This is a genomic window from Leclercia sp. LSNIH8 (assembly GCF_002920195.1).
Classification (GTDB): Bacteria; Pseudomonadota; Gammaproteobacteria; order Enterobacterales; family Enterobacteriaceae; genus Enterobacter.
The window spans coordinates 355,643-367,184 of record NZ_PQJY01000003.1 but is presented as its reverse complement, the minus strand read 5'-3'; the positions used below and the strand labels follow the sequence as shown (position 1 = coordinate 367,184).

The 11,542-nt window shown below is 52.5% G+C and carries 11 protein-coding genes and 1 pseudogene; 3 read left to right on the top strand and 9 right to left on the bottom strand.

Annotated elements, in window-relative coordinates; genetic code table 11:
- Positions 1-301 precede the first annotated feature (301 nt).
- Complete coding sequence (locus C3406_RS10165) at positions 302-1,189, top strand: LysR family transcriptional regulator (RefSeq protein ID WP_233210553.1); 888 nt, start codon at positions 302-304, stop codon at positions 1,187-1,189.
- Between the two features lie 61 nt (positions 1,190-1,250).
- On the opposite strand, the gene C3406_RS10160 is transcribed toward C3406_RS10165, so the two are convergent.
- The 4 genes and pseudogenes from C3406_RS10160 to C3406_RS10145 form a co-directional block, all read right to left on the bottom strand.
- On the bottom strand, positions 1,251-1,577 hold the full coding sequence (locus C3406_RS10160) for a DMT family transporter (RefSeq protein WP_103824405.1): 327 nt from the start codon (positions 1,575-1,577) through the stop codon (positions 1,251-1,253).
- A complete protein-coding gene (locus C3406_RS10155; protein WP_103824404.1) occupies positions 1,574-1,900 on the bottom strand; it encodes a DMT family transporter in 327 nt (108 codons plus the stop codon). Before C3406_RS10155 ends, C3406_RS10160 begins: the two co-directional genes overlap by 4 nt.
- 343 nt (positions 1,901-2,243) lie before the next feature.
- Positions 2,244-2,442 (bottom strand): annotated as a pseudogene (locus C3406_RS10150) (ISNCY family transposase); the annotation flags it as partial.
- 236 nt (positions 2,443-2,678) lie between these two features.
- Positions 2,679-3,584, bottom strand: coding sequence for a LysR family transcriptional regulator (locus C3406_RS10145; protein WP_103824403.1), 906 nt, complete (start codon positions 3,582-3,584; stop codon positions 2,679-2,681).
- Positions 3,585-3,700: 116 nt separating this feature from the next.
- Here C3406_RS10145 and C3406_RS10140 point away from each other — a divergent pair, with 116 nt between their 5' ends.
- Both C3406_RS10140 and C3406_RS10135 read left to right on the top strand, forming a co-directional pair.
- Positions 3,701-5,110, top strand: coding sequence for an MFS transporter (locus C3406_RS10140; RefSeq protein ID WP_103824568.1), 1,410 nt, complete (start codon positions 3,701-3,703; stop codon positions 5,108-5,110).
- Positions 5,111-5,202: 92 nt separating this feature from the next.
- Positions 5,203-6,039 (top strand): alpha/beta fold hydrolase, encoded by an 837-nt coding sequence (locus C3406_RS10135; RefSeq protein ID WP_103824402.1) that lies wholly within the window; start codon positions 5,203-5,205, stop codon positions 6,037-6,039.
- Positions 6,040-6,086: 47 nt separating this feature from the next.
- On the opposite strand, the gene C3406_RS10130 is transcribed toward C3406_RS10135, so the two are convergent.
- The 5 genes from C3406_RS10130 to C3406_RS10115 form a co-directional block, all read right to left on the bottom strand.
- Complete coding sequence (locus C3406_RS10130) at positions 6,087-7,268, bottom strand: aminotransferase-like domain-containing protein (RefSeq protein WP_103824401.1); 1,182 nt, start codon at positions 7,266-7,268, stop codon at positions 6,087-6,089.
- Positions 7,269-7,401: 133 nt separating this feature from the next.
- Positions 7,402-9,396 carry a TonB-dependent receptor domain-containing protein gene (locus tag C3406_RS10125; RefSeq protein ID WP_103824400.1) on the bottom strand — a complete coding sequence of 665 codons (1,995 nt, stop codon included), beginning with the start codon at positions 9,394-9,396 and terminating at the stop codon, positions 7,402-7,404.
- 10 nt (positions 9,397-9,406) lie between these two features.
- Positions 9,407-10,468: a 7-bladed beta-propeller protein YncE gene (gene yncE / locus C3406_RS10120; protein WP_103824399.1), complete on the bottom strand. Its 1,062-nt coding sequence runs from the start codon at positions 10,466-10,468 to the stop codon at positions 9,407-9,409.
- Between the two features lie 105 nt (positions 10,469-10,573).
- Complete coding sequence (locus tag C3406_RS26005; protein ID WP_139157100.1) at positions 10,574-10,714, bottom strand: type II toxin-antitoxin system HipA family toxin; 141 nt, start codon at positions 10,712-10,714, stop codon at positions 10,574-10,576.
- A 92-nt stretch (positions 10,715-10,806) separates the two neighbouring features.
- A complete protein-coding gene (locus C3406_RS10115; RefSeq protein WP_103824398.1) occupies positions 10,807-11,058 on the bottom strand; it encodes a helix-turn-helix domain-containing protein in 252 nt (83 codons plus the stop codon).
- Between the last annotated feature and the right edge of the window lie 484 nt (positions 11,059-11,542).

The following is an 11,542-nucleotide window of genomic DNA, read 5'->3' as shown; positions in this document are numbered from 1 at the left end:
CATGTACAGTGACGCCGGTACGGATATCCTCAGGCTGTACATTTATGCTTTGCGATAGTTTTTCTGATGACATTAGTTCCCCTGATAATGCGTCAGTCCGTCGATATTATTAGTTTCGCCTTTCACGTAAGAGCTCCGCTCTGACTGAAAAGGGCCGGACAGACAGCATGAGAAAAGAACTTCAAGGTTAGTCCCGGGTCGCGTATTGGACAATTGCCTGTTTCGGTAATTCAGTCGTGACGAAATGGAATGTCAGTACGGGGTAAGATGGCAGAACTGCTACACCTATTTACAGGAGAAGATGATGAACCTGGTAGACGGTATTGAGGCGTTCGTGAAAATCGCTGACCTGGGCAGCTTCGCGGCCGCGGCGCGCGAGCTGAATATTTCCCCCTCTGCTGTAAGTAAGCTCGTCAGCAAAACAGAAGAGGAGCTGGGTACGCGCCTGCTTAACCGTAACACGCGTGGTTTAAGCCTGACGCAAGAAGGTAAAATGTTTCTTGAGCGTAGCCGGGTAATACTTAATGAACTGACAGCAGCGAAGGAGGAGCTTTCGTCTGTATCAGGCGAGCCTAAAGGCAAGCTTCGAGTGAGTATGCCTTATATACCGTCCTTTTTCCTGCCGGTGATCAGCCGTTTTATGGCGCAATATCCGGCAGTAACTCTTGAGGTAGATCTTAGCGACAGACTGGTTGATGTGGTGGAGGAGGGATTCGATGCGGTAATACGCGTCGGCCAGTTGTCAGACTCCCGGCTGACAGCCCGCTCGCTCGGTAACTGTGTCATGAATCTGGTGGCATCACCGGATTACCTCAGGCGACACGGGATTCCTGCCTGCGTGGAGGATCTCAATTCCCATACCTGTATTCAATACCGCTATCCCTCAAGTGGGCGCACGGAGCCCTGGCCACTTCTGAATTCAGCATCCGGAGTGCAGAATGTTATCCCTTCTCTCGTCTGCAACAGTACGGACATTCGCCTTGGGCTGGCACTTGACGGCAAAGGTATTGCTTTTATGCCGGGGCTGCTCACGGAAAAATATATTGAATCAGGTGAGCTGAAAATTGTGCTGGAAAATATTGTCGAACAAATCTATGAAATCAATCTGGTCTGGCCCACGAATAAATATGTGCTTCCCAGACTTAAAGCCTTTACGGATTTTATGGTGAATTATTTTACCGGAAATTAATAACTGTCAGAAAGGTTTCTCTCTTTCATTCAGGATACTGTCTGAAAGAGAGAATATGGAATTAAACCAGCTTCAGCATGATCGCACTGAAGATAATAAGAAAGATACTTGCCCCCTTGAGCAGACGAATTTTATCTCCGTTAATCAATACGCCTACCGCAACGGCACCGATGGTACCCACCCCCGTAAAGATGGCATAGGCCACGGAAAGGGGAATCTCGCGCATGGAGATACTCAGCGAGCTGAGCGCAATGGCAAAGAGTACAATGGTAGCCAGAAGGAACGTGATCTTACGGCGAGCGGTTCCGGCATTGGCATAGCCATTCAGAGTGGAAATACCCGCAATCTCGAAGCAGGCGGCAACAAACAGAATGAGCCAGGAAATCATGATTTTGCTCCTTTAACACCAATAACGCCCAACATCAGGGTGACCACGAACACGATACGGAGGATTTCTGGCTGACCTCCGTGAAACAGGGTGTCGGTCATTTCTACCAGTACCACAAATAGGGTACCGAGACCGGTATAAACTACATACGCGATACTCGCCCTGACATATTTGAACGACAGCATGAATATGCCGAAGCTGGCCACCACGCAAACCACGGTCAGAAATATTTCAAATGGACTTTGGGCATGCTTAAGACCGAATGCCCAGGCGCACTCAAACATCGCGCCGATGATAATAAGAATGAGACCTCTGGTGTTCATAACAATTCTCTCTTCAACAACTTCAGTGAGTTAAATTTCCATTTCGCCACAAAATATTCACGAAAGATTCTTGTCGCGGAAAAATAATTAAAATAGATCAGAAATGTTTAAATTAATAAACACTGATCGAGTCAAGTTTATTTGGTTACGCAATGGAATAAATGTAATAGTAAGACTCTCATTCTGTCCGGGCAATACACTTTATTGATATTTCAGAAGTGACAAAATGGAAATATCACTCATTGGAACTTATCTGAGTCTGAAAGGAGGCTAGGCTTGACCCATGATAACATTGAGGCGTGACGTGAAGGGCTGTCGCGTTCCTGACAGGATTTTGGGCTTTCTTGTCGCTGGAGAACGCAAGGGGCTTGCCGTGTTGCTCGAGATACTCACGGGTGGCCATCATGTAATCAAAGGCTGATTCAGTCTCACCAAAGCGGAGGTGCATCAGGCGACCAGTCGCGTCATCAATAAAGACGAGCAAGCAGTATTTCGGCGCTTGACCTTCAAACTTCAAACCAGTCATGTGGAGAACCATCAATCCATCAGACACAGCGTCTGACGTTCGGTCAGAGTAAGCTGGTGAGCAGCATCACGACGGCGCATGCGTTTTTCAACAACTGACGGGTTGTCCGGCTCAGTTCTTTATAATACTGCAGGTACTACGTTGGTGCGCATAATGTATATTATGTTAAATACGGTCTATGGCAGCAACGCAGACGTACCGGGCCTCGTATTACGCGCCCAGCTTTATCCCCTCGCCTCAGCTTCTCATTCATCACCGTACACTCCGACACACCTCAAGCACTTTTTCTCTCAGCCATCGATGACCGGGATCCCTTTCCATTCTCGGATGCCACATCTGCGACACCGTGATGGCACGGGTCTTAAACGGCAGTTCGAATACATGCAGTTGCTCCGTCATCTGCGGGTTTTGCAAATACAACGCCGGAACCATGGCGATAAGATCCGATGCCAGCGCCACGGACAACGCCGTCGGAAAGCCAGGCACCACGCTTGCCACCTTACGCGACAAACCTGACTCCGCCAGTGCATCATCCACAAACCCATGTAATGAACCATTCGGTGCGGCCACCACATGGCCCCAGGCGACATAATCCTTTACGCTGATTTCCGGTAACGATGCCAGCGGATGCGTCTTACGAACGGCACCGACAAAACGGTCCTGAAAAAGCCGCTGCAGGCGAATTTCCGGGCCCATATTGCTCTGGACGCCAATTTCCAGATCGACCAGACCCTCACGCAGATAACGTGACGTTTTTTCCGGCTTGGGCGCGAAACGGATACAGACGTCCGGGGCTGCCTCAGCCACAGCGGCAATCAGCGCCGGGCCAAACGCGACGACAAACCCATCGTTGGCCCGGATGGTAAAAATCCGCGCCAGACTTTCCAGCCTGAGCGTCTCCATTGACGGCTGTAACACTGCCCTCGCCTCCTGCACCGCATTTCTGGCGCGATCCCGGGAGGCTTCAGCCCAGGGGGTCAGCACCATATTTCGTCCGGCTCGCACCAGAATCGGATCGCCCGTCACCTCACGCAGCCTGTTGAGCGTGCGGCTCATGGCGGATGCACTTAGGTTTAAGCGCCGTGCAGCACCGGCCACGCTCGCTTCTGCCAGCAGAATGTCGAGTGCGACCAACAGGTTAAAATCGGGATCGGACATGATAAACCTCAGATAAGGCGTTCGGTGCAATGATTAAGTGTAAACCATGCGTCTTCCGCCTTATATACCTCGTGCTTATAGTTTCGTCATCAAAACCATATTCAGGAGTTCAGATGATGATGCTATTTTCAAACCAACCCGGTGATGACGGGCTGCCTGGCCCGGAGCGCGCCCGGGTGATGATCGCCGTAATGGTGACCACCCTGATGGGGGTATTTGATGGCACCATGATCAACATTGCCCTTCCCTCTATGGCGCAAGCGATGCGGGTGCCTGCAAGCTACGCGGTCTGGTTCGCTAACGGTTACCTGCTCTCTGCGGCCATGACGCTGATGATCTTCGCCTCGCTCGCGACGATCTTTGGCACTCGCCCCATATTTCTTGCGGGGCTCACCACCTTTACGCTGACTTCACTGGGCTGCGCAGTGGCAACTACCCCTGAAATGCTTGTGGCAATGCGTATCCTGCAGGGGATCGGCGGTGCGGCGACGTTAAGTATTGCTCCGGCGATCCTGCGCAGCGTTTTTCCGGGACGCCTGCTTGGCCGCGTGCTGGGTCTGCATGCCCTGCTTATTGCATCCAGCACCGCCATTGGCCCGGTGCTGGGCGGTACAATACTGGATACCCTGAGCTGGCAATGGTTGTTTGCCATTAACATTCTTCCGGGAACCTTAGCCCTGTTGCTGGCTTTCAGGGCGTTACCCGGAAAAACAACGTCCGGCAAAACGGCGTTTGATCTCCCTGGCGCGGTACTGTCAGCGACCCTTTTGGGGGCAATGATTATGGCGGCGAACAGCCTTCACCTGGCGGCGGTCTGCTGGGGACTCCTCGCCCTGTTCAGCACGATGCTGTTTATCTGGCATATCCGCCGCGCCCGGGCACCCATACTGCCGCCCGTCATATTCAAGAACGGACGTTTCACCCTCGCGGCATTAACGTCACTGGCCTCTTTTGTCAGTCAGGGGATCACCTTTGTTGCGTTGCCTTTCCTGTTTCAGAGCGTATATGGCTACAGCCCTGTTGTATCCGCGCTGTTGTTCGTGCCCTGGCCGATAGGTATTGTACTCATCGCACCCCATGCCGGCCGCTGGGCAGACACGGTTTCTGCGCCGCTAATCTCCACTGTTGGGCTGGCCATCTTTGTGGTGGGGTTGATCCTGCTGGCGATGCTGCCCGCCTCGCCTTCCGTATGGGATATCGGCCTGCGTAGCCTGGTTTGCGGCATCGGATTTGGATGTTTTCAGAGTCCTAACAACCGGGAAATGTTGTCGAATGTTGCCCGCGAACAGGCAAGCTATGCATCCGGGGTATTATCCATTGCTCGAACTTTCGGGCAGTGCCTGGGCGCCGCTGTTGTTGGTATCCTTCTGAATTTGATATCGCCGGAAACCGGCCAGACGTTGAATGAACGGGCTGTCCACTTCGCCCTGTGGGTCGCTGTCGCTGCGTCTGTCGCTTCAGTGTTGTTTAGCCTCAGCCGACTGCGCAGAACGCATGCGCTTTCGTTAGGAGGAAGCAATCGTTAATCTTCTCAACTAGACTTCTTAGCGGCTGTACGTCTTTAACTGCGGACGCAGCCCACTTCACTCAGGTTCTTTTATTCCCCGAGAGGTCTATCATGTCATTTGTTACCACCAACGATGATGTCAGTATCTTCTATAAAGATTGGGGTCCTAAAGATGCACAGCCCATTTTCTTCCACCACGGCTGGCCATTAAGCGCTGACGACTGGGATAACCAGATGTTGTTCTTTTTAGCTGAAGGTTTCCGCGTTATTGCCTCCGACCGTCGTGGTCATGGCCGCTCAAGTCAGGTCAGCGATGGACACGATATGGATCACTACGCCGCCGATGTGTCTGCCGTTGTGGAACATCTGGATCTGCGTAACGTTGTCCATGTTGGTCACTCCACCGGCGGCGGACAGGTTGCACGCTATGTGGCGAAATACGGTCAACCGCAGGGTCGCGTGGCGAAAGCGGTATTAATCAGCGCCGTACCGCCATTAATGGTGAAAACGCCGGAAAATCCAGGCGGTACACCCCTGGAGGTTTTTGATGGATTCCGTAAAGCGCTGGCCGCAAACCGGGCGCAATTTTATCTCGACGTGGCGACGGGCCCCTTCTACGGCTTCAACCGAGCGGGGGCTGAAATATCCCAGGGGACTATTCAGAACTGGTGGCGGCAAGGGATGATTGGCAGCGCGAAAGCGCACTATGAAGGCATTAAAGCCTTTTCAGAGACGGACCAGACCGACGATCTGAAAGTGATCACCGTGCCGGTGCTTATTTTGCAGGGTGATGACGATCAGGTGGTGCCTTATAAGAATGCCAGCCTGCTTCAGGATGAACTTATCAGCAACAGCACGCTGAAAGTTTATCCGGGCTATCCTCACGGGATGCACACGACGCACCCTGATACGATCAACAAAGACTTACTCGATTTTATCCGCAGCTAAGTCAATGATTCGGGTGGCCTCCGCCACCCGTTTTATTTCAGCGCCCTTTATAAGGAGGCTTTCAACCGTGCGACCGCCTCTTTCAGGTTTTCATCCGTGACGCTGACGTAGGACATGCGCAGCGTGTTGTGATCCGGCTCGTTACAGTAGAAGAACTCCCCTGGCACGTAGACCACGCCGTTGTTGAGGGTCTTTTTCAGCCACTCGGTAGTGTTCATCTCATATTTAAATTTCGCCCACAGGAACATGCCACCCATCGGTTTGTGGAACGTCAGGTGATCGCCCAGGTCGCGCTCCACCGCCTGGCAGAGGATCTCGCATTTGTGTTTATAGGCGTCACGGATCAGCGCGATTTGTCCCGCCAGGCGTCCCGTGGTGAGATAGTGATAAGTGAGCGACTGCGACAATGTGCTGGTGTGTAAATCGGTGGCTTGCTTGAGGATCACCACCTGACGCTTCACCCAGTCCGGCAGCACTAACCAGCCTACCCTTGCCCCCGGCGCGAGGATTTTTGAAAAGGTCGAGGTGTAAATCACGTTATCGCTGCACCCCATCTCTGCCGCCCAGGCTTTTAATGGCGTGAAGGTGTTGTCGGTAAAATTGATTTCGCCGTAGGGATCGTCTTCGATAATCACAAAATCGTAGCGCTGCGCTAATTCCACCAACTGCTTGCGTCGCAGCTCTGTCAGCGTTACGCCGCCTGGGTTGCCAAACGTTGGTACGATGTAGACCGCTTTAATCGGCGTGGTCTTAACCAGCGCTTCGAGCTCATCTACGATCATCCCTTCGCCGTCGGTACCCACCGACATCAGGTTAGCCTCGGCTAACTGCAGAACCTGCAGGGCCGCGAGATAGGTTGGACGTTCAACGACAACAATGTCGCCCGGGTTGATCAGCGCACGGGCCAGAATATCCAGTGACTGCTGGGAGCCGGATGTGACGACAACCTCGTCGATACCGCAGCGGATCCCCCTGCCGCTCAGCAGCTGACAGATTTCGCCGCGCAGTTCCGGGCTACCTTCGCTCAGACCGTACTGAAAAGCCTCCTTCCAGGTGCTGGAGAGCACCTTTTCCATTGCCATTTCCAGCCCTTCACGATCGAAAAGTTCGGGGTTGGGTATGCCCCCACCGAGTGAAATCACCCCTTCCATCTTGCTGTGTTTTAATAGTTCTCTGATCGCCGATGACTGGAGGTTTTGTACTTTGTGGGCAATTTTGTTCTGCGACATCTTTCGTTATCCTGGTTTGTTGTCTCCCAATCTAAGTATCACATGTCGGCGGCTTTGATAATCACTTTCTGCGGCAGAAAAACGAGGAATAACAATTGCAGAAGCCGGAGCACGACGGCTCCGGCAGTAAGGATCAGAATTCGATACGGGCGCCGAAGTTATAGCGGCGGCCTTCCAGCATCGAAGACTGGTTGTACGAGGTGCGGTAAACCGGGTTTGCGTCAAACAGGTTATAGATGCCGGTCATGAGTGTAACGTTTTTGTTCAGATGGTAACGCGCGCCTAAATCGACCAGCGCGTAGGCTTCTGTTTCGCTGGAATTGCCGATGTCCGGTGAGGTGCTGCGCCAGCTCGCTTTGCTCCATAACGCCAGGTCGTTTAGCGCATTCCATGTCAGAGAGACGTTAGCCATGCTTTCCGGGAAGTCACTCAGGGCGTAACCTTTATACTCGCCGCTCTGCTGTTCGCTGTGAGTCCAGGTATAGTTGGCATTGGCTCTCAACGATGAGGTGACCTGCCAGTCGCCGTTCAGCTCCACGCCGTAGATTTCGGCATCGCTGACGTTGAAATACTGGAAGACGGAGTCAGCGACGTAACCATTATACCTACACTGCTGCGAGGCCGACGCGGTACAAATGACCCGGTCGCTGATTTTGTCCTTGAATTTGGTGTAGAAGACGGTCGCGTCCAGCGCCAGCGCATCCTGCTGCCAGTAGACGCCAAGCTCGGTGTTGACGCTCTCCTCCGGTTTGAGATCGTCATTACCGATGCCTATTTCCGAATAAGGATAAGCCCCATACACGCTGGTAAAGCCGGCATTATTCTGGCGCAGATCCGGTTTTTTATAGCCCGCCGACACACCGCCCTTCAGCGCCCAGTTTTCATCAAGGGTCCAGTTGCCGTAGATCTTAGGCGTGACGTGATAACCAAAGTAGCTGTCGTGATCCAGACGCGCCGAGGTCGTTAAGGTGAAATCCGGGACGATCATCCATGCATCTTCGGCGAATACCGCCCAGCCGTTGCGCGATATTTCGCTCACCGGCGTTACGCCCGGCGCCTCTTTATCTTTAATGCCGAACTCATCGTCCAGCTCATTGCGGGTAAAGTTGATGCCCAGCGTCAGCTTGTGGTCGCCGAGGGTAAAGGTGTTGGCGCTGTTCGCCTCGTAGTTTTTCTGGGTAATAAACTGTGATGCCATTCCCGGCACGCGGTACTCGGTTTTCGCTTTCTCGTAGCTGACGAAGTTTTTCACCTCCAGTATGTCGCCATACCAGGCGTGCTGCGACAGCGAAGCCGCGTCGCGGTCGAAGCCCCAGTACCACTGTTTATCGTTATGCGTTTTCTCCTGATTCCCTTTCGTAGCGTTCAGATCCCAGAGCTGGGTCTCCGTTGGCGACAGGGCAATCGTTGCGTCCAGGTTGCCGGACTGATGCTTCACAAAACGCTCGTCGTTGACGCTATCATCGTCACGACGGTCGAGATAATCCGCGGCCACGCTCACCCCCAGTTTACCGGGGATCACCGGGCCCATCACAAAGGCATTGGTCTGGTTGGTGTTGCCGTACTCGCTCTTCTCCTGCAGGAAGTAGTTATCCTCCAGAACGCCGGTCCACTTCTCCAGGTTGTACGCTTTTTTAGTGATGACGTTGACCACACCGCCGATGGCGTCAGAGCCATACAGGGATGACATCGGCCCGCGGATCACTTCGATGCGCTCGATGGCGGCCAGCGGTGGCATAAAGGCGGCCTCGGTACCGATATGGTGGCCGTACGGGCGGGATTCGCGGGTAGCCTGTTTAATGCCGTTCACCATGTAGGAGGTATAGGTGGAGTCCATCCCGCGCATCTGGACATCGCCAGTCGCCAGGCTGCCGTGGCCGTTACCCACCAGGAGACCCGGCATCTCGCGCAGGGCTTCGGTGACGTTCTGGTTAGAGCGGGTGTTCAGCTCCTTTTCATTCACCACCGAGATGGTTGCTGGTGCCTCGCGACGTTCCTGGCTGAAGCCGGTCGCGGTCACGACCAGCTCATCTTCGTTAATGGCGGTGGATTCCGCGGCGAAAACGGCCGCAGGAAGGTTTGCCAGGGCGAGCGAAACCGCCACGGCCATGCGTGTCTGCTTTATCACAACAGGATCCTTAGAGCTGGGTTAAATCAATCTTGAGCACGTAGTCAGCTTTGTGAGCTTTCTCATCCTGCTTGACGCTGGCATAGAGCGTGCTGGCATCGGCAGACAGCACCAGGCTGTTTGGCATCGCCGTGGTTTTAATGGTGTGTTTCAGGTGATAAGTGTTTGCATCGATCACGCTAATCTGGCTATCGTTACGATGGGTGACGTAGACCTCTTCACGCGCCGGGTTATACAGCACGCCAACGGAATTAGGAGTCGGTACACGATGAAGCAGCTTGCCGGTGTCCAACTGCACAACCAGCACATCTTTGGTGTTGGTGTCGGCGATATACCCCACCCCTTTGGCACTGTTTAGCGCGATATTCAGGAAATAGTGCTCCGGATCGGCAGGATCGACCTTCACGCGGCTGAGCAGCTTCGATGTTTTAGCATCCAGTGCGATCAGTTCCCCAACGCCCGACACGACATACACCTTGTCGCCCGCTTCATCTACTGCAAACCCGACCGGCTCAAGTTTTTCAAGGGTTTGGGCCAGTGCCTGCTTCTCGGTATCCACAACCCAGAGTAATCCTTTATCCTTACGCCCTATCCCCGAGACATAAAGACGCTGATGCTTCTTATCCAGCACCACTTCACGCACGTGCACGCGATTTTCTGGATCTGACGTGTCGCTCAGCTGAATTGTTTTAATGGCTTTATCAGTACGGGTATCGAGCAGCGTGACTGACCCTTCCAGCGAATTACCCAGATAAAGGCGATGATTTTCTTCGTCCAGCGCGACGGCAAATGTGCGACGTTCCGTGGGGATCTTCGCTTCAATTTGCAGCGTCTGCGCCGCCAGCTTAAAGACCAGTCCGTCCGTTTTGTCTTTATCAAAGGAAGGTGCTGACGCGGCATAAAGGGCCTGCTGGCCCTTATCGTAAGCCAGCTCGTACACGCCGTGCCCAAGTGACTGGGCGACGAAATCTTTCTCGGTAAAGGTTTTAGCTAGTGCAGCGCCAGAGTGCATTGCCAGGGAAATGGCGACGGCGCACAGGGTTTGCTGTATTAGGGTAGAGGGAATATGCATGTCATTTTTCTTTACAGTTGCTTACGTAAAGAAAAATGATAATGAAAATAAATATCATTAACAATTACAAATGGCGTATACTACCCTACCAATTTTTGTACCGATTTAATCGAAGCGGCTTATTCTCGCCGCCTGGCTTGCCAGACCGCGGAAAATCGCCCCGCTTATCTGTTCCGGAAAATCCGCCGGTAATTCCGCTCTGACGGTGGCGATTACTTCATCCGTGCGGTCGGCCATCTCTTTCATCAGCCTCCGGGCGAGTCCGCTTCGATAAACAGACTGAAATTCTTACCGTGACCATCAATTGCGGCCAGCATCCAGAACAGGATCTGCGCTTTTTACCACTCCTTTGTCCAGCTGGGGTTATCGGGCAGCGTCGACCCTCTTTTCACCACATGGAGTTCCAGATCCAGCGCCGCGAGAATTTTGAACAGGGTTTCCAGCTTGGTGGATTCAGGTTTGTTCTCGAAATCCGATACCGTAGTTTGTTTAATGCCAACCTGTTCAGCGGTCTCCGATTGCGTTAACTTATTGACCTTACGCTGATCTCTGACTGCCTGTGCCAGTGCGCCTGCCGTTGTTACTTTCATGCTTGCCCCTCATAGAGGATATGTTAGAAAAATCCCCTATAGGGGATAAAACAAGAATAACCCCTATAGCGGTTAAATTCAATTTATCCCCCACAAGGGATAAAAAAGGGCAGCTGGCCCTACTTTTCTGTCGAGCGACTGTTCAGGGCACGATGTTTAGGTACGTTGAATTATGAAGGTATATTGTATGTTGTAACTATTGGAGGGTGTTCACAATATCCTGGTATGAGAGAAAACTAATACTCCACGCTTTATATTCTCAAGAGCGAGAAGCCCTCGGAATTAAATATCTGAATCAATCATTAATAGGCAATTTCCTCTAAGACAAAAGTGCCAGAAAAAGACAGACCTCATGAAGACGACAGTCCAGCAAACTAACGAAACGGGGGATCGTTATTTAAAGACCCGGTTAAGCATTATTATCGTTTAACCGAAACGCATCCAATAAAAAAAGGACCACCAGCAACCAATGATTTTATTCATC

Bases quoted from the DNA above. Each gene is read 5' to 3' on its own strand.
- C3406_RS10165 (WP_233210553.1), top strand. From the start codon at position 302: ATGATGAACCTGGTAGACGGTATTGAGGCGTTCGTGAAAATCGCTGAC.
- C3406_RS10160 (WP_103824405.1), bottom strand. From the start codon at position 1,577: ATGATTTCCTGGCTCATTCTGTTTGTTGCCGCCTGCTTCGAGATTGCG.
- C3406_RS10155 (WP_103824404.1), bottom strand. From the start codon at position 1,900: ATGAACACCAGAGGTCTCATTCTTATTATCATCGGCGCGATGTTTGAG.
- C3406_RS10145 (WP_103824403.1), bottom strand. From the start codon at position 3,584: ATGTCCGATCCCGATTTTAACCTGTTGGTCGCACTCGACATTCTGCTG.
- C3406_RS10140 (WP_103824568.1), top strand. From the start codon at position 3,701: ATGATGCTATTTTCAAACCAACCCGGTGATGACGGGCTGCCTGGCCCG.
- C3406_RS10135 (WP_103824402.1), top strand. From the start codon at position 5,203: ATGTCATTTGTTACCACCAACGATGATGTCAGTATCTTCTATAAAGAT.
- C3406_RS10130 (WP_103824401.1), bottom strand. From the start codon at position 7,268: ATGTCGCAGAACAAAATTGCCCACAAAGTACAAAACCTCCAGTCATCG.
- yncE (WP_103824399.1), bottom strand. From the start codon at position 10,468: ATGCATATTCCCTCTACCCTAATACAGCAAACCCTGTGCGCCGTCGCC.
- C3406_RS26005 (WP_139157100.1), bottom strand. From the start codon at position 10,714: ATGAAAGAGATGGCCGACCGCACGGATGAAGTAATCGCCACCGTCAGA.
- C3406_RS10115 (WP_103824398.1), bottom strand. From the start codon at position 11,058: ATGAAAGTAACAACGGCAGGCGCACTGGCACAGGCAGTCAGAGATCAG.